18 protein-coding genes and 3 pseudogenes are annotated in these 20,223 nt (G+C 48.8%); 14 read left to right on the top strand and 7 right to left on the bottom strand.

The window, feature by feature from the left end:
* The first annotated feature begins 72 nt into the window (after positions 1-72).
* The 8 genes from MNU25_RS19430 (at position 73) to MNU25_RS19395 (ending at position 9,004) form a co-directional block, all read left to right on the top strand.
* A complete protein-coding gene (locus tag MNU25_RS19430) occupies positions 73-1,824 on the top strand; it encodes an adenylyl-sulfate reductase subunit alpha (protein ID WP_240986572.1) in 1,752 nt (583 codons plus the stop codon).
* Positions 1,825-1,926: 102 nt separating this feature from the next.
* Entirely contained in the window at positions 1,927-2,259 is a 333-nt protein-coding gene (locus MNU25_RS19425; RefSeq protein ID WP_240986571.1) for a 4Fe-4S dicluster domain-containing protein, read from the top strand.
* Positions 2,260-2,442: 183 nt separating this feature from the next.
* Positions 2,443-4,086, top strand: coding sequence for a hydrogenase iron-sulfur subunit (locus MNU25_RS19420; protein WP_240986570.1), 1,644 nt, complete (start codon positions 2,443-2,445; stop codon positions 4,084-4,086).
* A 42-nt stretch (positions 4,087-4,128) separates the two neighbouring features.
* Complete coding sequence (locus MNU25_RS19415) at positions 4,129-4,566, top strand: hydrogenase iron-sulfur subunit (RefSeq protein WP_240986569.1); 438 nt, start codon at positions 4,129-4,131, stop codon at positions 4,564-4,566.
* A complete protein-coding gene (locus tag MNU25_RS19410; RefSeq protein ID WP_240986568.1) occupies positions 4,563-5,507 on the top strand; it encodes a 4Fe-4S dicluster domain-containing protein in 945 nt (314 codons plus the stop codon). The genes MNU25_RS19415 and MNU25_RS19410 overlap by 4 nt, the downstream gene beginning before the upstream one ends.
* A 12-nt stretch (positions 5,508-5,519) precedes the next feature.
* Positions 5,520-6,542, top strand: coding sequence for a 4Fe-4S dicluster domain-containing protein (locus tag MNU25_RS19405; RefSeq protein WP_240986567.1), 1,023 nt, complete (start codon positions 5,520-5,522; stop codon positions 6,540-6,542).
* Complete coding sequence (locus MNU25_RS19400; protein ID WP_240986566.1) at positions 6,535-7,395, top strand: FAD/NAD(P)-binding protein; 861 nt, start codon at positions 6,535-6,537, stop codon at positions 7,393-7,395. The genes MNU25_RS19405 and MNU25_RS19400 overlap by 8 nt, the downstream gene beginning before the upstream one ends.
* 1,207 nt (positions 7,396-8,602) lie before the next feature.
* Positions 8,603-9,004, top strand: coding sequence for an RNA-dependent RNA polymerase family protein (locus MNU25_RS19395; protein WP_240986565.1), 402 nt, complete (start codon positions 8,603-8,605; stop codon positions 9,002-9,004).
* A gap of 82 nt (positions 9,005-9,086) precedes the next feature.
* Here the strand turns inward: MNU25_RS19395 and MNU25_RS19390 are convergent.
* The 3 genes and pseudogenes from MNU25_RS19390 to MNU25_RS20765 all read right to left on the bottom strand — a co-directional run.
* Positions 9,087-9,629, bottom strand: a pseudogene (locus tag MNU25_RS19390) (transposase); the annotation flags it as partial.
* A gap of 168 nt (positions 9,630-9,797) precedes the next feature.
* Positions 9,798-9,959, bottom strand: a complete 162-nt coding sequence (locus MNU25_RS20770; RefSeq protein WP_420838700.1) for a helix-turn-helix domain-containing protein — start codon at positions 9,957-9,959, stop codon at positions 9,798-9,800.
* A gap of 60 nt (positions 9,960-10,019) precedes the next feature.
* Positions 10,020-10,217, bottom strand: a complete 198-nt coding sequence (locus tag MNU25_RS20765; protein ID WP_372503691.1) for a helix-turn-helix domain-containing protein — start codon at positions 10,215-10,217, stop codon at positions 10,020-10,022.
* Between the two features lie 61 nt (positions 10,218-10,278).
* Here MNU25_RS20765 and MNU25_RS19385 point away from each other — a divergent pair, with 61 nt between their 5' ends.
* Positions 10,279-10,539, top strand: a complete 261-nt coding sequence (locus MNU25_RS19385) for a DUF4432 family protein (RefSeq protein WP_240986564.1) — start codon at positions 10,279-10,281, stop codon at positions 10,537-10,539.
* Positions 10,540-11,375: 836 nt separating this feature from the next.
* On the opposite strand, the gene MNU25_RS19380 is transcribed toward MNU25_RS19385, so the two are convergent.
* Together MNU25_RS19380 and MNU25_RS20760 are read right to left on the bottom strand one after the other, a co-directional pair.
* Positions 11,376-12,587, bottom strand: a complete 1,212-nt coding sequence (locus MNU25_RS19380) for an IS256 family transposase (RefSeq protein WP_240984235.1) — start codon at positions 12,585-12,587, stop codon at positions 11,376-11,378.
* Between the two features lie 127 nt (positions 12,588-12,714).
* A pseudogene (locus tag MNU25_RS20760) lies at positions 12,715-12,945 on the bottom strand (transketolase-like TK C-terminal-containing protein); the annotation flags it as partial.
* Between the two features lie 1,060 nt (positions 12,946-14,005).
* On the opposite strand from MNU25_RS20760, the gene aroF reads away from it, so the two are divergent.
* The 3 genes from aroF to MNU25_RS19370 are packed head-to-tail and all read left to right on the top strand — an operon-like array spanning position 14,006 to position 15,361.
* A complete protein-coding gene (gene aroF, locus MNU25_RS19375; RefSeq protein WP_240986563.1) occupies positions 14,006-15,064 on the top strand; it encodes a 3-deoxy-7-phosphoheptulonate synthase in 1,059 nt (352 codons plus the stop codon).
* A gap of 56 nt (positions 15,065-15,120) precedes the next feature.
* The gene (locus MNU25_RS20235) at positions 15,121-15,252 is read left to right on the top strand and encodes a hypothetical protein (RefSeq protein WP_261487408.1); all 132 of its coding nucleotides are present in this window, start codon (positions 15,121-15,123) and stop codon (positions 15,250-15,252) included.
* Entirely contained in the window at positions 15,230-15,361 is a 132-nt protein-coding gene (locus tag MNU25_RS19370) for a DUF2284 domain-containing protein (protein ID WP_240986562.1), read from the top strand. Before MNU25_RS20235 ends, MNU25_RS19370 begins: the two co-directional genes overlap by 23 nt.
* Before the next feature lie 81 nt (positions 15,362-15,442).
* Here MNU25_RS19370 and MNU25_RS20755 read toward each other — a convergent pair.
* A pseudogene (locus MNU25_RS20755) lies at positions 15,443-15,592 on the bottom strand (hypothetical protein); the annotation flags it as partial.
* A 204-nt stretch (positions 15,593-15,796) separates the two neighbouring features.
* On the opposite strand from MNU25_RS20755, the gene MNU25_RS19365 reads away from it, so the two are divergent.
* Together MNU25_RS19365 and MNU25_RS19360 are read left to right on the top strand one after the other, a co-directional pair.
* On the top strand, positions 15,797-16,699 hold the full coding sequence (locus tag MNU25_RS19365) for an AAA-type ATPase lid domain-containing protein (RefSeq protein ID WP_240986561.1): 903 nt from the start codon (positions 15,797-15,799) through the stop codon (positions 16,697-16,699).
* A 612-nt stretch (positions 16,700-17,311) separates the two neighbouring features.
* Positions 17,312-18,247 carry a DMT family transporter gene (locus MNU25_RS19360; protein ID WP_277350703.1) on the top strand — a complete coding sequence of 312 codons (936 nt, stop codon included), beginning with the start codon at positions 17,312-17,314 and terminating at the stop codon, positions 18,245-18,247.
* 764 nt (positions 18,248-19,011) lie between these two features.
* On the opposite strand, the gene MNU25_RS19355 is transcribed toward MNU25_RS19360, so the two are convergent.
* Positions 19,012-20,223 (bottom strand): IS256 family transposase, encoded by a 1,212-nt coding sequence (locus MNU25_RS19355; protein ID WP_240984235.1) that lies wholly within the window; start codon positions 20,221-20,223, stop codon positions 19,012-19,014.

Here is a 20,223-nt window from a genome sequence, read left to right as displayed (position 1 = left end):
TGGTACCATAAGCTCACTTTCACGGATGCCGTTCAGAGATGCCTGATTTTGAACACATAAGGAGGTCTACCGATGACTCAATCTCGGCTAAACAATTTAGATGAAATCCGAGAAGAACACTTGGAAGCAGATATTTTGATTATCGGGGGAGGTAATGCGGGCTGTTTTGCTGCTATTGAAGCAAAAAAGATAAATTCCAAACTGAAAGTAATCATTATGGAAAAAGCTCATATCGACCGTAGCGGTTGTCTTGCCGGTGGCATGGATGCTATCAATACCTACCTCCCGAAGGATAAGACTCCGGAAGACTTAGTCCGCTGGAGCCGTGCACAGGCCGGCGGTCTTCTCCGGGAGGACCTGGCCCTGGAAATTTCCAGATGCCTGAACGAACCCATTGAGGAATGGGAACGTTGGGGACTTCCGATCAAAAAGAATGACAACGGGGATGCAAAGTATCGCGGTCAGTGGGATATCTCCATTCAAGGTTCGGAAATGAAACCCATTCTGGCGGAAAAAACAAGGGAAATGGGCGTAGAAGTTGTCAATAGAGTTGTCGCAACGAATCTGCTTTTTGACGGGGAAAAAGTCGTCGGCGCGATGGGTTTCGGAGTCAGAGACGGCAAATTCTACTCTATCAAGGGAAAAGCCACCATCGTGGCTACCGGTGGCGCCAGCGGACTCTATAAACCCTATACGAACGACGGAAATGACTCGCACCACCAGATTTGGTATTGTCCTTTTGACACGGGAACCGGATATGCGATGGGGATTCGCGCCGGAGCGGAAATGACGACTTTTGAAATGCGCTGGGCAGCAGTTCGCACCAAGGATTTTAATGGCCCAATCGACACGATCTCCGTCTGTTACAAGACTCCAATGGTCAACGCAAAAGGAGAAAAGTTCTTGGCCGAACGTTATGCCGAGTATGGCGGAGACAAAGCACCCCGTTATATCCGGGCCAGTGCTCCTATGGAAGAAGTCCTGGCCGGTCGCGGACCGATCTATGTCGATACACGGCAAATGACTCCTGAGCAGATCAAAGAAATGAAGACTGACTACCTTAACGAACGTCCTTCTTTCGTTCTTTACCTGGCTGCCAACGGACACGACATCGGCAAAGAACCCATTGAAGTCTATGGCAGTGATCCATATATCGTCGGGGGGCATACAGCCAGCGGTTATTGGCTGGATAAGAACTGGCAAACAACGCTACCCGGGTTATTTGCGTGCGGAGATGTCGCCGGCGGGGTTCCCAATAAATTTGTCGGAGGATGCGGGGCTGAAGGACTACTCTCTGCTCGCGGAGCAGTGACTTACATCGAAAGGATCGGAGAACTGCACTGTGACCTAACGGAACAGCTGTCGGCTGAAAAGGCTAGGATTTTCAGTCCGCTCCTCGCGAATGAAGACGGTGTTCTCCCGCGCTGGATGGAAGAAAAAATGCAGCGCATTATGGACGAATACGCAGGCGGGGTGCATCAATTTTACCGCATGAATGAAGAGCGTTTAGACAATGCTTTGCGCCACATCAGAAAGATGAAAAAACAAGTTAGCTTTCTCTACGCCAAAGACCTCCATGAGCTGATGCTTGCCCATGAGGTTATTGACCGATTGGATGTGGCTGAAGTCCTCATCTATCACCTTAAGTACCGTAAGGAAACCCGTTGGCCCGGTTGGCAGACCCGGATGGACTACCCCGAAAAGGATTCCGCCCTGGATTGTTTTGTCAACTCCAAGCTGAACCGCGATACCGGCGAAGTAGAAGTTTTCACAAGACCTTATGATCAGATCGTTCCCGGTGATCGTTATAAGCCTACTCTGTAGGTGTTAGCATGGATTCATGTTTAGTTTTGTCTCCAAATCTCCAAAACGCTAGTATTATATCAGTAATGTGGAAGGAGCGTACTGACATTGGCGCCAAAAGTATTGTTAAATAAATGTGACGGCTGCAAAGCCGAAAAAGAACCTCTTTGTGAACAGATTTGTCCCGGCGACCTGATGACTCTGGGAACCAATGGCAAAGCGATCTGCCGTGACCCTAGAGACTGTTGGGACTGTATGTCCTGCATCAAAATTTGTCCGCAAGGGGCCATTGAAACGAGGGTTCCCTATCAAATCGGCTACCACGAAGCCAAACTGATTCCCATGATGGGTACAAACCGTATCACGTGGACCTGTATTGACATTGAGGGCAATGTTGAACGCTTTGTGGTCAAAAATCACAATGAAGTAGATGATGATAACGATGATGATGATTAAGTTAAATTGAAAATGTTGTTTGTGTCAGCTGCACCCTCCATGGGTACAGCTGACATTTGAACAAAGTGGGGTTTCACTTGGAACATTTTCGCTTAATCAGGAGGAGAGCCTATGCCAAACTCCGTTGATGTCGTGCTTTGTCACTGTCAGGAAGATTCATCCGTTCGGCTGGATCTGGAACGCTTGGCCGAAAAGTTGAGCAAGAATAAAAAAATATCCCGGGTTTATGTTGTTGAACACCTTTGTTCAATGGCAGGAACTAAGAAGTTCGCTGAAATAGTTCAAAATGACCAGCCCAGTGGGTTAGTCGTGGGCGCTTGTGCCGCAGAAACACTTCATCAGCGACTCTCTCCCTGCATCAGAAAAGCAGGCCTGGGGGAGCAAACTTGCGCTACGGTTCCCTTACGCGAGTTAATCTTATGGTCTTATCGGGGAGAAAATGTTCTCCAGGCGGCTAGGGATTTAATAAAAATGGCAGTCAGCAAAATCCGGAATGGTGTAGACAGCGCAAGTAGGACCGCTAGAAGCGCCATGATAAACTATCTAAAATGTGATAAGTGCAAACGTTGCATGGAAGAATGCCCCACTGGTGCTTACTCTCTGAATTCCGAGGGGTATCCGCAAGTCAACCAGGATTTATGCCAATGTTGCGGTATTTGTGTGGGAGGTTGCCCGATACAGTGTATTTCTTTGCCTGATCTTCGGATTGAAGAGCTCAGCAGTGAAATTCGTGCTACTAAAGGAGACGGCAGCGAAGAGCCCATAGTTATGACCTTCTGCTGTGAACCTCTCACTTACCCTGCTTTAATGAAAGAAATTGGTTTAGGCACTTCCTTGCCGCCAAACATGCGAATTATCAGAGTGCCCTGCATGGGTGCTGTCAACGCAGCTCTTATCAATGATGCCTTAGCCTCGGGTGTGGACGGCGTACTACTCTTAGGCTGTGAGCATGGCTCTTGCCAAATTCGCCAAGGCGACATCCTTGCAAAACAGCGTCTGGAAAACCTGAGAGAGACATTAACGAGAATGATGTTTGAAAATGAACGCGCCCAATATCTGGGCTGGCCGGAGGAAAAAAGACCGGGAATATTCGTGGACCCGGAGCTATGCAACGGCTGTCTGACTTGCCGGCAAGTGTGTCCGTTTGACGCGGTTGTTCCAAGTAAGATATTGATTAAAGGCAAAGAACGACTCGTCTCTGAACGGGATCCCCAAGCCTGCCGCTCTTGCGGAATCTGTGCAGCCAACTGTCCGTCAGGAGCCTGTCAACCGAGTCACTTCAGTGATGTGCAGTTATTGAATGCCATGGATGCTCTTTGTTCAAATACCGTTAAAACTTCCGGCTCAGATACGGCCGTGTTATGCAATTGCAGCGGAAAGCTTGAACAGTATCTCGATTTTGAGCAATTAGAGGAATCTTTGTACAGGTGCGGCTTCAATCAGGTACTCGTTGAGGATCGGCTCTGCAGTGAACACGCGTGGCAAGACGTTAGGAAGAGACTAAGCACCTATCCTGCTCACGGAGTGATAGCTGCCTGTGCCAAAGATCTTTTTGGCATCCGAATGCAAAAACATCAGAAAAACGTCGGATTAGAGCCTGATCAATGGTCCTTCGTTGATCTGTGGGAGAAAACCATGATTTGTCCTTATGATCGAAGTGCGGCTGCTGAGCTGTGCTTTCAGGATGTGCTGGCGGCTTTAGCCGGCCTGCCCAGAACAAACGGCTCACAGCTCCCGGAAGACGGTGAGGAGACTCTCTTTCAACAACAAATTGGACTTTATGCCAAAACAATACGGAGTCTAGGACCAAACCCGTTGAAACAATAGACCGCGGAGTTCATTTGTGCTATGACGACAGGAGTGAATGAGATGGAGCCTCATGTTCAAAATTCATCTGGCTGGACGCCGTTAATTATGGGCATTGTCTGTGAGCACAGTCCGTCATCCATAGTGTCCTTGCCTGAACCCAATGACCCGAGCTATCCGGATTTTCGCTGTCTGCGAGTTCCCTGTGCCGGTAGAATTAATCCTCAATATATCTTAAGGGCCTTTCAAAAGGGGGCTGACGCAGTTTTGGTAACAGGTTGCCCTCCGGGCAAATGCCATTATCCAGGCGGGAATTATTATGCCCAGCACCGTTTGCAACTGATCACAGAGCTTCTGCAATTCATGGGAATGGAAAAAGAACGCATCCAGGTAAAATGGACAGACAGTATTGAAAGGGAAGGCTTGAGGGAAACGGTAAAACGGGTTGCACGGGAGGTCGAAAAAATGGGGCCCAATACGCTCTTTAAGGAGGAGTTATGAATCAGCCGCTGATTATCGAAATGCGAACAATCGCCCAAAAGCTCCTAGCCGCTCGCACGGTGGGAACAATTATTGGCTGGGAAAAAGGAAGCCGCTGGTATCTAACCCCGCCCGCATTTATTCACAACGAAGACCAAGTGGATCGACTTTATTTTGACCGGTTTGCGGTCAATAATTTGGCAAAATATCTCCTGGACTATCGTGATTCGGATGAAAAAGTGGCGGTATTTGTTAAGGGATGCGACAGCCGGGGGATCATCCGTCTCATCCAGGACAACCAGGTGAAAAAGGAAAATATCATTGTGATTGGCCTCCCCTGTGCTGGTATGTATGATCGGGCCAAAGTGGAGGATCCTGAGAACCCCCACGATCTTCCTTTACTAAATAAATGTCTGGAGTGCAGGTACCCTAATCCTGTCTATGCGGACCGCTTGGTTGGTGAAGTATCTGTCTCCTCAGAGTCGGGACGACCTACCGGAACTTATTCCGGCTTTGCAACGGCTCAATCCGTAGGATCAAGAGCTGACCGTCGCTTTGAAGCAGTCGACACACTGAATAATTTACCATCCGGACAAAAGGCGCTTCTTTGGCAAACTTATGCTGAAAGATGTTTGCGCTGTTATGCCTGCCGTAATATCTGTCCCGCTTGCAATTGTGCGGGATGCATCTTCGATTCCGATAGAAAGCAGTGGACGACGAAAGCTGCCCTGCAGTCTGCCAACAGCTTTTTTTTGGTGACAAGAGCCATGCATGTGGCAGAGCGCTGTGTCGAGTGCGGTGAATGCGAGCGGGTTTGTCCTGCCGGTATCCCCGTGATGAGTTTAAACCGCCTTGTAAGCAAAGAAATCAACCGCTTATGCGGGGCTTACGATGCAGGAATTGAACTGAAATCTTCCTTTCCCCTAAGTCACTTCAACCTGGCTGTAAAAGTCGGTTCCTGAGGAGTTGCAAGAATGAAGACATTAAATAAAATCAGTTTGAACTCGGCTTTAGAAATTTTTGCCTCTTATGCTCCGTTATACGTACCTGCGGGAAATGAGACTTTCAGTGGTTTTGTACGTTATAGCACAGGACTTGAAGTTCGTTTAGACAAAAATACGAAGCTTGGTCCAAAGTCCTTGCTTTTCCCCAGAGTCGAAAATCTCTATAGCTATTCGAATCATGGAAAAGATACGGAAATATCTCCTGTTCCGAAGGAAATCGAACCAACTATCATTTTTGGCGTCCGTTCTTGTGATCTTCAGGCCATTGTTTGTCTCGATGACGTATTTTTGAGCCAGACAAGCCGGGGTGGAATCAATGACTATAATTATCGAATTAGAAGAGGCAATGCGATAATTGTTGCCTTAGGCTGTCTCGAGGCGGACGGGGATTGCTTCTGTCAATCGATGGGGGTTGATCCTAGTGAGCACGAACAAGCGGATCTGCAGTTATTCGACTTGGGAGAGTCCTTTGGCGTTGAGAGTCATACCGCAAAAGGGCTAAATCTAAGTCGTCTTCTCGAGAATTCCGGTCTGTTGGCAGAGAAGAAAGTAGCTAAGCCCCGGCCCGCTTCCTTTGCTTTAACCGTTGATGCTCAAGGGATAACCCACAAGCTTCAGAAAATGTTCGACCATTCGCTTTGGGACGAATTAGGGGCGAAGTGTCTGAACTGTGGGGTCTGCACTTATGTATGTCCTGCTTGCCATTGCTTTGACATTTCTGTCTGTGCCAAGGACGGTTGCAACGGGTCCACCATTCGTCATTGGGATAGTTGCATGTTTTCACAATATACAGAAATGGCCGGGGGCCACAATCCCCGACCCGGGAAGAAAGAAAAGGTCCGCCAACGTTTTCTTCATAAGCTCAGGTATTTTCCAGAACGTTATGGCAAGTTCCTTTGTACCGGCTGTGGCCGTTGTGTAGCCTTATGTCCGGTTAATTTGGACATAACTGAGGTAATCCGACGAGTGAAGGAGGCGGAGATCGATGGCTAACTCCCTTGACCCAGCGGCGACGGCTGATGATGTAAAGAGAATTAACGCGCTCCTTCCCGTCAAGGCAAAAATATTGCGCATTACTCAAGAAACCCCCGATGTTAAGCTTTTTAGCATTTCCACTCTTGATGAGCAGCTTCCGTTTCCGGTCTCACCAGGACAGTTAGTCATGCTTTCCGTTTTTGGGATGGGTGAAGCAATCTTTGCCGCCAGTGCCGGGGAAAACTGCCTTGAAGTAGCTGTAAAAAGAGTTGGTATTTTGACAGAAGCCCTGCATGAGGCCAAAGCAGGGCAGACGATGGGTATTCGCGGACCTTATGGTAACGGATTTTCGCTTGATATCTTTCAGGGGAGGAACTTGCTCTTTATTGCCGGAGGAATAGGATTGGCTCCTGTTCGCTCTCTCATCAAACATGTCTTGAATCACAGGAAGGATTTTGGCCATTTGCAGTTAATCGGCGGTTTTCGTTCTCCCAAAGACTTAGTCTTTAAAAGGGAGCTCACAGAAATCTGGCCGGTAAGCGAGGATTTTGATGTCGCCATTACGGTTGATAAAGCTGAAGAAGATTGGCGAGGGCATGTGGGCTATGTTCCGGATTTGGTAAAGAAACTTAAGCCGCAACTTGACGAAACCGCTTGTATTTTATGCGGTCCTCCTGTCATGCTGAAAAACACCTTCAATGTTTTAGAGGAATTGGCTTTTTCTCCGGAAAACATTTACACAACTTTAGAAATGAGGATGAAATGTGGAATAGGCCAGTGCGGTCGGTGCAATATCGGTTCCTGTTATGTGTGTCTGGACGGCCCCGTGTTTAGTTTGGCCCAGTTAAGGGCTCTACCGGATGAGTATTGAGAAAGGCAGATGCCTCAATCCCTTGTACGCGAACGTTTGTAAGTTGTCGGACAGCAAAGAGCGCGATCCTTCATTTCTTCAAGTGCTGTTCCCGCTTGAAATGGTTCCCCTTACATTTTACCCCATCTTACTTTGCCCCTGATGACAGTTTCGCTGTCATACTCCATTTAAGTCATGACGCCAACAGTCAAACCAAGATTATCCATACGTTTGCGGGCTGTGACAGCTTTCGTTGGTATTACCCATTGTAAGCGGGTTTTGACCAGGTGAAATTCTCTAGACAAAGCTGTAACTGCTCGATGACGCGCTTCACCATTCGGTCATCAATAATCCGGTCACCCTTCTGGGCGCCATACATGAGGCGATGCGTACAAACTTTATTAATGAGCCGGGCGCGACCGCTGGAAAACCGGTAGATGTCGTCGATGGCTTGCTCTGAGAAAATGTCATTGTTGGCTCCCGCATACCCTAAGTGGCGTTGAATATAAGCCTCAGTATCCGTACGATCATAGTGGGTTAATTTACACTGCGAGTCGATACGCTGGCGAATAGCGGGCGATTCGCTGCCCCATTTCGTTTAGTGGAGGTGTTGTCCTCCCGTTCCAGTCCTTACACTGGAACGAGGCCAAGATCCGAGGATACTCTGGGGGCTCACTGGAGAGTCGGACCCTCGAATCGTCCAGTCCAGAGTTAGGTTATCTGACACGCCGCGAGGCGGTCAGAAAAGGGCCTGAGGCCGAGGAGCAGACCCGTTTTCGAATACCCAAGCGACAGTCGGTATTGGATTAGGCCGAGGTGGTCAGGCGAGACTGCGCTATGAGTTGCAGCCTGGCCGGAGACGGTCGAGCCGGGGCTAGGTAAGGAACCCCTGGGGAGATGTACATAAGTGTTTAGGCATGGGGAGGCTCTGAACAACAAAAGAGGGTTACCGAATGAGACCTCCTGCGGCTCTCCGACTAGGAGCAGGTTATAGGGAAACCGCATGCCGCAGGAGGAGTCAGCGCCGTCATAGTACCTGGATATACCAGGGAAGGACGACACCGATGAGCGCTTCGACGGAGCAACAGACGGGCCAGGTCAAACTTCAACAGGAAAACGACCAGAACCTGCAAGCAGGTACCGGACTGTCGTGACCGGAAGCCGGACAGAGAAGGGTGCGGACAGGGTAAAACCATTACACAGCGTCATAGACAAGGTATACCGCCTAATGAATCTGCGGATAGCCAGTGCGAAGGTATGTGCCAACAAAGGAGCGGCCGGAGTCGACAAAGTGACCGTGGAAACGTGGCGAAGCAAGGAGGAGGCGCACGTGCGTCAACTCCATGGCGAACTCTACGCGAACACGTACTGCAGTCAGCCGGTACGTCGGGTCTATATAGACAAACCGGGCACAAACAAGCAAAGGCCCCTCGGTATACCCACCCTGACGGACAGAGTATGTCAGCAGGCCGTGCTTCAAGTACTCCAGCCGACCTTTGAGGAAATCTTCTTCGAGGGAAGCCATGGCTTTCGCCCGGGAAGGAGCACCCATACGGCGAAAGAAGCCATCTTACAGTATAAGAAAGCCGGACATCGCTATGTAGATTGCCCTGAAAAAGTAGGTTTGTAGACCGTCTCTTGATCGCCCCCTGCGGATTTAACTACATCAGCAGGAATCCCTGTCATCGAACGGGTGTATTCCTTGCTATTTCTTAATTCATAGCAGCCAATCTTCTCAAATTGTAGGTCAGTATACCAAATCCCACCCAGATGCTGACCCCACGGTGTCCTCTGAGCAGACTCCTCCCTAGGCCATATTTGCGTTTCAAGATGCTGATGGTTCCTTCTACACCGGCACGCCATGCTTGCAGACGTCGAAACCATCTTTGTCTTTCATGGGTTTGTCGCTTCTGAGTTTTCTTGCTCTTCTTTGGGATGGATATTCGTCTTATCCCCAGTTCTGTTAAAGCTGCTTCATTCTTGCCACTGCCGTAACCAGGGTCAGTGGCGACAGCGTATGGGATCCGTCCAGTATTTTCGATGTGGCGTCTTACGGTGCCCAAGAGCAAACTTTCATCGTTGGGGTTACCTATATGAACTTGGTAATCCGTTACAAGACGGTCTTCGTTTTCTGTGATTTCGGTCTTATAGCCAAATTCCGTAGGACTCTTCAATTTGCCTTTCCGGATAGGTCTTGCGTCAGCGTCATAGAGGCTAATCACACGTTCTGGAATGTGCGTTTGTCCGCTGTTTACCATGGCGGAGGCAGGAAGGACGTGACGAGCGAAGAGGTAACATACGAAGAGAATGAGTAACCGTATAATCTGTTCTCCCCAAAAAGAGGAGACCCCGAAAGCACAACGGGAAGCCAAGATCGGCATTTGGGTGAACAACTTCTGGGTTCACGGCGGGTTACGATTCTCTCACTCCGGCTGGGTGTCTTTGTGCTCCCAGATTGACTTATTCTCAATGAGAGCGATAGATCTGCGTGATGGATTTTGGTCATTCAGCTCCCAGTGCCGGACAGTTTGCTCGTCTACGCCCAGATGCTTTGCGAAGCTTCGTTTGGTCATTCCCATGCACAAGCGTATTTTATGTACCTTCTCCGCAAACGTTCTTTCCGGCAAACTGTCAAATCCGCCTAACTAGGGTAATGACACAGAAAGAGCTTTTGCAAGCCTGGTTAAGGTATCTATTGTCGGCTGATAATGCCCCTGTTCAAGTCTCGGAAGGTAAGTTTCAGCTATCCCAGCTTGCCTCGCAACAGCCGCTAAGGTAAGGTTCTTGCTGATTCGTGCGAGTCGAATGCGCTCGCCAGCGGTGTTTCCTTGCAGATTTGCCACATCGACACGATGCGGGGGCAGTACTTCGGTTTTTGTCCATCCAATGTTTGGGGTGCCCAGGTTGTTAACTACACGCTTGGGGATGGGCGTTTACGTTCGCTACGAACAGAAAGACTTCCCCTATTTTGTGCAATGGAAATATACGAACCTGGGCAACTACCTGGTCGCTTTGGAACTGGCCAACTGCCATGTGGAAGGCAGAGCCCGTGTGAGGGAACGCGGCACCTTGAGTTTCCTTGCTCCCTGGGAGGAGAGGAATTTCCGTCTGGAAATCGGGGTACTGGAGTCGGAAGAGGCGAAAAGATTCGAGGAGGAAGCATGAAAGCTCAAGTAACAGAGATGGTAAACGCATTACAAGACCAGTTAATATCGTTTGCAAGCGAGTTGTTCAAAATCAAAAGCCCCACCTGCCATGAAAAGGAAGCTGTTAAGCGTGGGGTATTCCAACTATTGGATTCGGTGCGGGTATCGAAAAGATGGCGCATATGACAAACGAATATTGTCCGGTACCTGATATCGTTAATGCGTGTAAGTTCTATACATTGCTGCCTAGGTACCTATCTTAAAAATTGTCCACTCTTCCACGAGGTTGTATTCTTCCCTGGGGTAACATTCGGGCAACGCAATCAGAAGCCAGCAATGATTTTTCCGTTCAAGATGTTACAAGAAGAAAATGTAAAAAGGTCAAGAACCAGCCTATTTTCGCGGAGTCGCAGCACGCCGTGCAAGATGTTACAGCTCTTTGGGACATGCTACCTGATGGGCGGCATGATGTAAGAAGAGCCGAAACCTTATTAAGATGAGAGAGTGCGAGCACGTCTGGCAAAAGCCCTGAGATCAGGGCTTTTGCTGTCTTTTAATGTATGGTATAATCTTACAAAGGGAAGAAGGGGGGAGGCAACACGGTGGGAGAAGGGAAAAAAACGGGGGAATGTAAATTATTTTGTGTAAATGGAATCTTTGCTCAAACGATTTTTGGGTTAGAATATAGCTGGCTCTTGCCAATCTGGGAGGGCAGGGCTCTGCTGGAGAGCAACCTGAGCGCCCAGCTGGTTTCTGCCGGAGGAAATGGGAACTGTCTGTTCGAGGTTTCCCTTTCCAACTCCATTTCCTCACGGGCAGAACCAAGGCGATAAACTCCAGGGGCGAAGCCCCTGACTAGAGGGCACCGCTGAGCCGGTCCCCATATTGTATCGCAAACTGTGAGATACATTCTGCCCAATTTTGAACGGGCATAGTCCATTTCTTCGTGATTTCCATGGTTGCCAGGTAAACGATTTTTCGTAGGGCATCATCCGTGGGAAAAGCCGTTTTCGTTTTCGTGATTTTCCGCAGTTGTCGGTGATAGGCTTCCACTGTATTGGTTGTATAAATCAGCCGGCGGATTTCTCGGGGGAAAGCAAAGTAAGTGGTGAGCTCCAGCCAGTTGTTTTCCCAGGAACGAATTACCAATGGAAATTTCTTACCCCATTTTTCTTTGAACATTTCGAAAGCAAATTCGGCTTCATCCAAAGTCGCCGCTTGGTAAACCTGTTTTAAGTCAGCCATCACCGGCTTTCGATCTTTGAAGGAAATATACTTCATGGAGTTGCGAATCTGATGAATCACGCACAGTTGAATCGATGTTCGGGGAAAAACGCTGTTTATGGCCTCTGAGAAGCCTGTCAGCCCGTCTTTGCTGGCAATTAGGATGTCTTCTACGCCCCGATTCTTTAAGTCGTTGCAGACACTGAGCCAGAAGCTGGCACTTTCACTTTCGCCAATCCAGATTCCGAGAATATCTTTACGGCCTTGTACATCCAGGCCCAAAACAGAGTAAGCGGCTTTGGTGACAATCCGATTATCTTTGCGAACCTTGAAGTGAATCGCGTCCAGAAAGACGATGGGATAGATACGCTCAAGGGGTCTGCATTGCCATTCTGTGACGAGTGGCATGACCTTGTCCGTGATTTTACTGACCAACTCGGCTGAGACATCAATGCCGTAGATATCGCGCATATGGGCTTCAATATCCCGGGTCGACATGCCTTTGGCATACATCGCGATAATCTGTTGTTCGAGTTCACTGGCGTTTTTCTCGTACTTCTTGATGATGTGTGGTTCAAACTCGCCGTTGCGATCCCGGGGAATCGCCAGTTCTGTTTCACCCATACGTGTTTGAATGGTCTTTCTCGAATATCCATTGCGACTGTTGCCTGAATTGTTGCCCTCAACACTGTGTTTTTCATAACCAAGATGGTCGCTCATCTCGGTTTCCAGAATCTCCTGCAGGGTGCGTCTGAAGAGGTCTTTGAGCGTGTTGTGGACGTCTTCGACGGTCTTACAGTCCTTGGCGACTTCACGGGCTAACCGGTCTTTAACATCTTGCATAAATGATCAACTCCTTATTGGTAGTTTTAACCATTTACACAAAACTTCATACGTCCTCGAAAACGGAAATAGAACAGCTTAACTTTCCCTATCCCTTCATAGTTAGTTAATAATCTCTTAGTTAGAGCTATTCTACCCCATCAGACAATGGCGTTGGAGACAGCGGTTCTTCCAACCACTCTTCCAGTACATTTAATATTTTTCCCACCGTAAAGCCGTGTTTCTCCATGACCACGTTTCCAGGTGCCGAGGTACCAAAAGTATCAATACCCAATACTTTCCCATCCAAACCTACATATTTACACCACGACACTAGGTGTCCCATTTCCACAACCAAGCGTAGACGACAAGCTGGAGGTAAAACCTCGTCAAATCATTAGGGTTTGCAGTCATTGCGTGGCAATTAAATATGCATTTATTATAGCATAGAGCCAGGAAATTGGAAAGAAAAAAACCGCTCTTTCAATTATGAATCTTGAGTCTCGTAACTATTCAGGGGTAGATCCCTACCTGCCGCAAAAGTGTCACCGACGGAGCACGAAAACAGTTGGCAGCCTGTACAAGCTAAGCGAACCGTCAGAGTAGGGGAGCGCCGGGCACGCAGGCAGTGCAGCGTTAAGCCGCGCCAACAGCGTGAGTCCGCCACAACGCGGACTCACGCCAATGCGCCCGATACCCTGAATAGTCATCTTTTTATGCAAGAATAGGGGTGACGGATCAATTAAGGGCTTGCTTTTACCACAGAATTATGCTAAAGTAAAGACTAATTTCAATAGGGTAACAACGATGATGGAGAAAAGTAGACTGAACCCATCCTGACAGGGAGAAAACGTCACAGACTGAGAACGTTTTTGAGGAATGCTCGGCTGAAGTTCCCTCCGGAGTTGCCGGCTGAAGCCTGTTGCCTGACTTTCAAAAGGCGGATGGGTGTGTAGGTGTGGCCGCAAAGCTTCCGGCGTTAAAGAAGGGAAGAAGGTATCGGAATTTCTCCTGTACCTTGGCGTAAGGTGAACTTGTCATTGGCAGGCTAACCAGGGTGGTAACGCGGAAGTAAGAGCTTTCGTCCCTAGGGATGTAGGCTTTTTTGTTTTCGGCCGCCTGCGGTGATGGGGTATTAACTTTCCGCGCATGATAGCAGAAGCGGAGAACTTTGTTATTGGGTGCAGACAAGTCCTAGCGTCGGGTGAAGGAGTTGCATTCCCGTACTTTTAGTGAGAGGACATCCATCCCAGTGAGGGTTTGGCCGCAGAGCGGAACAACCGGAAGTGGACGGGGGTGTCAACTAGGGTGGTACCGCGAAGGGTCCGCAGCTTTCGTCCCTAAGGGGAGAGAAACTGCGGGCTTTTTTTGTTCAGATTCTGAAGGAAAAGGGCATAAGGGCAATTCGAAAAAAGGAAATGGAGAAGGGGGAGTGTGTCATGGTTATCGTTATGAGGCTGAGCGCATCCCAAGAGGAAATTGCCGCGGTGAATGATGAGTTGAAACGCTACGGTTTGGAAGGACACCTGATCCAGGGGGTCAACCGTTTCGTTATCGGAGCCGTAGGCGACAGGCGTGATTTGGTGGCACAAGGGTTGGAGGTGCTGCCTGGGGTGGAGAAGATCGTCCCGATCATGAGGCCTTTCAAGCTTGTCAGTCGAGAGGCTCAGGAGGAACCCACCGTTGTCAGGGTGAAAGATGTGGCGATTGGGGGGAGGGAGATTGTCCTGGCGGCGGGCCCCTGTGCTGTGGAAAGCAGAGAGCAAATTTATGACGCAGCGGTCAGAGTAAAGGCAGCAGGAGCCAAGATTTTGCGCGGAGGCGCTTATAAGCCGCGCACATCACCCTATTCTTTCCAGGGATTGGAGGAAGAAGGATTGAAAATATTGGCCGGGGCCGGAGAAGAAACCGGACTGGCCACGGTATCGGAGGTCGTTGATTTGCCCAGCTTGGACGTGGCGAGGGGTTACGTGGATATGCTGCAAATCGGAGCCCGTAACATGCAAAATTTCCGTCTGTTACAGGCGGCAGGACGCTCCGGGAAGCCGATTCTCCTGAAGCGTGGGCTGTCGGCGACGATTGAAGAGTGGTTGATGGCTGCCGAGTATATCATGTCGGAAGGGAATAGTCAGGTCGTTCTGTGCGAACGGGGTATTCGCACCTTTGAGACAGCCACGCGTAATACTTTGGATCTTAATGCGGTACCGGTGGTCAAAGAATTGTCCCATCTCCCGATATTGATCGATCCGAGCCATGCCACAGGTGTTGCCCGTTGGGTCGGACCTATGTCTAGGGCGGCTATTGCGGCGGGTGCCGACGGACTCTTGGTTGAAGTGCACCCGGAACCCTCTAAGGCATTGAGTGACGGGCCGCAATCTCTCACCCCCATGGCCTTTACCCGGCTGGCGCAAGAGGTGAAAAGGGTTGCGGAATCGGTGGGGCGGAGTCTTCAGGACGTCAAGACGCCAGACCAAAGCAGATACACCTTTGCAGGTTGAGCAGGCATAGTCGCTGAATTTGGGTTAACGTACGAGATTGGAAGGTAGGGGTAAGTATGGAGATCAACGCTCTGATTGAAGAAGCGCGGGCAGCCGGCTTGTCACAGGCTGTGGAACTGAAAACCGAAACGCTGAGTTTTTTGCCGGAAGTACGGGATATGTGTCGTGCCGACCGTTGCCATCTGTGAAACATGCTCCTACCCGGATGAACCTTATCGGTTCCCTGGCAGGGCGGTAACCTCCATGGAGACAAACGGCCTTTGGGTCAGCGATGTCTGCGAGAAGACTAGTGGGTAGAAGGCACCCCTCACGGGATGCCAGCCCCCGCTCTCACCGGACGTGTAGTTTTCCCGCATCCGGCGGCCCCAATGCTATCCCCTAGCGGGGAGACTCGAAGAGTTTGAGCTGTTGGTGCCTGGGTATTCTCCATCCCATGCGCGCCAGACCCATTGGGTCCAGCTCCTCCGCTGAGTGGATCTTCCATCTTCCACGGTCCCGTATCCACGTGTCCAGGTTACGAAATAAGACGAGGTTATTTCCGTATCGATGGTAATTGGCCCATCCAGGACTTAAAGGCGCTGGGCCACTCGAAGGATAGCCGGCCCGATCGGTCCCAAATTGTAATCGGCCTGGCGGTTACCTCAAATTCTTCTTTGAGTTTCCACTGTTATAGTATACAATAGAATTGGTTACAGGTGTTAGGAGCAGAACGATTGCGGGAGGATGGAAAGGATGGATACATGTGTAGTTTCACATTTGATTCAACCTGTGATTGTTGGAAGCAGCAAGGATATCCGCCAGGCCGTAAAGATGTGTTGCAAGGCAGCCCGTGAAAACAGCCCGGTTCTGTTTCAAGGAGAGATTGGGGTTGGCAAACTTCTCATGGCGACGTATCTTCATCACGAGAGTTCTCGTCTGGGGAAACCATTTTTGCAGGTGGACTGTGATTTTGACGAAGGAATTAGAGATATTTTGAGTCTGGAAAATGTAGAAACAAAGTTAAGGTTCTTGAAGGGCGGTACTCTGTATTTCCGGGAGATAGCGAGCTTAACGATGGACGAACAAGCCCGGCTGCACCGGTTTTGTCTGGCGGCTGAAGTGGAAGGGGTTCGTGTTCTACTGGGTTCTTCGCAGAATATCCATCTACTCATGTATGAGAAAACAATCGACGCAGAACTCTATCGTTACGCCACAGAATGGGAAATTTACATTTCGCCGCTCCGTCAACGCCGGGACGATATCATGGCTTTAACTGCGCATTATATTCGAGAATTCAACCAACGGTTGCGTAAGTCAGTACAAGGTTTGACTCCACAAGCGGAAGAGGTGTTTATGTCTTATCGCTGGCCGGGTAATGTGGAAGAGCTACGGCAATCTCTGATGCGGGGGATGATTTTAACGGCAGAATCTTTCATTGGGCGCAGGCATCTCGCCGAGTCGATCGGTCAGGGGGTGGATCAATTTTTGCAAAATCCTGATGTCATGCCCTTGAATCGCATGGAGGAACTACTCTTGCGCAGTGCGCTCAGTCGCTATGGGACAACCTTGGAGGGCAAAAGACGGGCAGCCAGGGCTTTAAATATTTCTTTGGCTACACTGTACAACAAAGTTAAGCGTTATAACGTCAATAATTAGTACAGGGTAAGGTGTTATCAGTCTCTTTATTCTGGATTAAAAGAGTCAATTTATTTTGGATTGAAAATTAGTCAGTCAGTCAATTCCAACCCTCTTCAAGCTTTTCTTGGGAAACCAGAACACTTTCCGTCGAGAATAAAGTGATTGCGAAAACTGACTTCCAGTCCAGAATACGGTGACCGGCAACAGGTAAGGCTCATATTACGTTGTACTAAACCGCTACCGTATATACAACTCAAACCGAATCCAGCTAACATGTTCTTTTAAGAGGCCGTCATGGTTCTTTCTTCCATATTAACATTTTTAAAGTGCTTGCCCGATGTATCCTAAATATTTACAAAGAGGAGCGTTCGGATGGTACCTTTAACAAGCCTAAAAGACTTGTCATGACATCCTTCTTATCCACCTTAAACGTTGGAGAAATATCGGGCTTGAAAGCGCAGGGTTTAAATGATTATAGTGCTTGAGCGCGTACCCACCCTGTCACTGTCATCAACGAGGGCTGGCTCAAACGCCTTTTCAGCGCATTCCCCGGGCAACTTCGCGGGCTTTTGTGCTATACTAAACGTATAATCGCATCCAGGTGCAAAGCAAGGGAGTATTCCGTTTATAATGATAAAGTGGGGCCCGACAGCTAAAGCTGCGCTGGTATTAACCTTGGCACAATTAATGTATGGCGGTAACCTCGTAGCAGGAAGAATCATGGCTCAGAGAATCAACCCGTTCGTTTTGGCGGCTTTGCGCGGCTGGGTCGGTATGGTGGTCCTCTCTTTCTTTGCCTTTTGGCAAATTAGGAAGGTTCCCAGGCCAAAATGGAGGGATATGGGTTTATTGGCCTTGGTCGGCAGTATGGGTATTACACTGGCTTATCTAACTTATTTGATAGGTTTGAAGAACAGTACCGCTACCAATGCCGCGATCATAACAGCCGCACTCCCTGCGGTCACCAATGCTTTGCTGATTGTGGGCTGGAAGGTTAAACCGTCGCGCCTGGAGGTTGTCGGGATCGGTACCTCATTTTTGGGCTTACTCTTCGTGTTTACCCAAGGATCAATCACTGAGTTGCTGCGATTTCGCATGAGTTATGGCGAACTGGTGCTTTGCGGCAATGTCTTGGTGTCTGCCTTGTTTAGCATTTTGGGACAGAAGGCCATGAAACGGTTTTCTCCGTTAGTGGTGACCTTTTACGCTTCTTTTTGGGGGACGTTGTTCTTAACCCCCTTCGGTGTGTGGAATGTATCCCGGGTAAACTGGAACATCGGTTGGTCCGGATGGTTGCTCATATTGTATATGGGTGGTGTCATCACCGGCCTTGCCAACTTATTTAACCTTTACGGTATTAAATTGATTGGCAGTGGGAGAGCTGCTATTTATGGCAACATGTCACCGGTATTTGGCATCCTTCTCAGTGGAGTGATTCTTGGGGAACATCTGGCTTGGTACCACTGGGTTGGTTTCACACTGGTTATGACCGGAGTCGTCTGTGGGGTGTCGCAAACGAACTTGATACATAAACCGCAGACAAAGGCCAAGACATCGAAGTTATGAAAAACGTAAAGGTTTTCGGATTACGAACGTTATGAGCCAACTGAACGTACTTAACCACACTATTATCTTTGTTCTTGCGAGACGTTACACGTATGTACATTGCCTGCAGTTTACCATACGTCAGACATACACTCCCCACAACTTATCCACAGAATCGTATGTCTACGCATTTTCGCTGTTTTTCCTGTGGATAAGCCCTGAAACCCGCATAAATAAAGGCATCCGTTTTTTAACGGATGCCTAAATCTACGAAAAACTATTGAAGCCGAGTACTAGCCTTATTCGATTTAAACATCGCTGAATCAGCTAACCAAACGATGGCCTGAGCAGACGTTAAACCGTAAACGATATGATTCCACACGGCCGAATAGAGTGTCTTGGTTAAGCGTAATTTCTTTAGTAAACCAACTTTTTGTCCACTAATAAGTGTACCCAGTGATAACATGGAAAGAAATAAACCTTTGATAAGGTAATGGTCTTTGCCAGTTCTCTTTAAAAGCAGAATTAGTAGAACTCCCCACAATGAGCCAATTCGGGAATGTAAATTATTTTGTGTAAATGGTATTTCTACCCAAACGATTTTTGGGTTAGAATATAGCTGGCTCTTGCCAATCTGGGAGGGTAGGGCTCTGCTGGAGAGCAACCTGAGCGCCCAACTGGTTTCTGCCGGAGGAAATGGGAACTGGCTTTATAGGGTTCCCTTTCCAACTCCATTTCCTTACGGGCAGAACCAAGGCGATAAACTCCAGGGGCGAAGCCCCTGACTAGAGCGCACCGCTGAGCCGGTCCCCATATTGTATCGCAAACTGTGAGATACATTCTGCCCAATTTTGAACGGGCATAGTCCATTTCTTCGTGATTTCCATGGTTGCCAGGTAAACGATTTTTCGTAGGGCATCATCCGTGGGAAAAGCCGTTTTCGTTTTCGTGATTTTCCGCAGTTGTCGGTGATAGGCTTCCACTGTATTGGTTGTATAAATCAACCGGCGGATTTCTCGGGGGAAAGCAAAGTAAGTGGTGAGCTCCAGCCAGTTGTTTTCCCAGGAACGAATTACCAATGGAAATTTCTTACCCCATTTTTCTTTGAACATTTCGAAAGCAAATTCGGCTTCATCCAAAGTCGCCGCTTGGTAAACCTGTTTTAAGTCAGCCATCACCGGCTTTCGATCTTTGAAGGAAATATACTTCATGGAGTTGCGAATCTGATGAATCACGCACAGTTGAATCGATGTTCGGGGAAAAACGCTGTTTATGGCCTCTGAGAAGCCTGTCAGCCCGTCTTTGCTGGCAATTAGGATGTCTTCTACGCCCCGATTCTTTAAGTCGTTGCAGACACTGAGCCAGAAGCTGGCACTTTCACTTTCGCCAATCCAGATTCCGAGAATATCTTTACGGCCTTGTACATCCAGACCCAAAACAGAGTAAGCGGCTTTGGTGACAATCCGATTATCTTTGCGAACCTTGAAGTGAATCGCGTCCAGAAAGACGATGGGATAGATACGCTCAAGGGGTCTGCATTGCCATTCTGTGACGAGTGGCATGACCTTGTCCGTGATTTTACTGACCAACTCGGCTGAGACATCAATGCCGTAGATATCGCGCATATGGGCTTCAATATCCCGGGTCGACATGCCTTTGGCATACATCGCGATAATCTGTTGTTCGAGTTCACTGGCGTTTTTCTCGTACTTCTTGATGATGTGTGGTTCAAACTCGCCGTTGCGATCCCGGGGAATCGCCAGTTCTGTTTCACCCATACGTGTTTGAATGGTCTTTCTCGAATATCCATTGCGGCTGTTGCCTGAATTGTTGCCCTCAACACTATGTTTTTCATAACCAAGATGGTCGCTCATCTCGGTTTCCAGAATCTCCTGCAGGGTGCGTCTGAAGAGGTCTTTGAGCGTGTTGTGGACGTCTTCGACGGTCTTACAGTCCTTGGCGACTTCACGGGCTAACCGGTCTTTAACATCTTGCAT

The sequence above is a fragment of the Acididesulfobacillus acetoxydans genome (genome assembly GCF_902729405.1).
GTDB classification, from domain to species: Bacteria; Bacillota; Desulfitobacteriia; order Desulfitobacteriales; family Desulfitobacteriaceae; genus Acididesulfobacillus; species Acididesulfobacillus acetoxydans.
This window is presented reverse-complemented; position numbering and strand designations above follow the sequence as displayed.

What these genes read in the sequence shown, in the direction of transcription:
- MNU25_RS19430 (WP_240986572.1), top strand. Translation starts at nt 73, where the DNA reads ATGACTCAATCTCGGCTAAACAATTTAGATGAAATCCGAGAAGAACAC.
- MNU25_RS19415 (WP_240986569.1), top strand. Translation starts at nt 4,129, where the DNA reads ATGGAGCCTCATGTTCAAAATTCATCTGGCTGGACGCCGTTAATTATG.
- MNU25_RS19410 (WP_240986568.1), top strand. Translation starts at nt 4,563, where the DNA reads ATGAATCAGCCGCTGATTATCGAAATGCGAACAATCGCCCAAAAGCTC.
- MNU25_RS19405 (WP_240986567.1), top strand. Translation starts at nt 5,520, where the DNA reads ATGAAGACATTAAATAAAATCAGTTTGAACTCGGCTTTAGAAATTTTT.
- MNU25_RS19400 (WP_240986566.1), top strand. Translation starts at nt 6,535, where the DNA reads ATGGCTAACTCCCTTGACCCAGCGGCGACGGCTGATGATGTAAAGAGA.
- MNU25_RS19395 (WP_240986565.1), top strand. Translation starts at nt 8,603, where the DNA reads ATGAATCTGCGGATAGCCAGTGCGAAGGTATGTGCCAACAAAGGAGCG.
- MNU25_RS19380 (WP_240984235.1), bottom strand. Translation starts at nt 12,587, where the DNA reads ATGCAAGATGTTAAAGACCGGTTAGCCCGTGAAGTCGCCAAGGACTGT.
- aroF (WP_240986563.1), top strand. Translation starts at nt 14,006, where the DNA reads ATGGTTATCGTTATGAGGCTGAGCGCATCCCAAGAGGAAATTGCCGCG.
- MNU25_RS20235 (WP_261487408.1), top strand. Translation starts at nt 15,121, where the DNA reads ATGGAGATCAACGCTCTGATTGAAGAAGCGCGGGCAGCCGGCTTGTCA.
- MNU25_RS19365 (WP_240986561.1), top strand. Translation starts at nt 15,797, where the DNA reads ATGGATACATGTGTAGTTTCACATTTGATTCAACCTGTGATTGTTGGA.
- MNU25_RS19360 (WP_277350703.1), top strand. Translation starts at nt 17,312, where the DNA reads ATGATAAAGTGGGGCCCGACAGCTAAAGCTGCGCTGGTATTAACCTTG.
- MNU25_RS19355 (WP_240984235.1), bottom strand. Translation starts at nt 20,223, where the DNA reads ATGCAAGATGTTAAAGACCGGTTAGCCCGTGAAGTCGCCAAGGACTGT.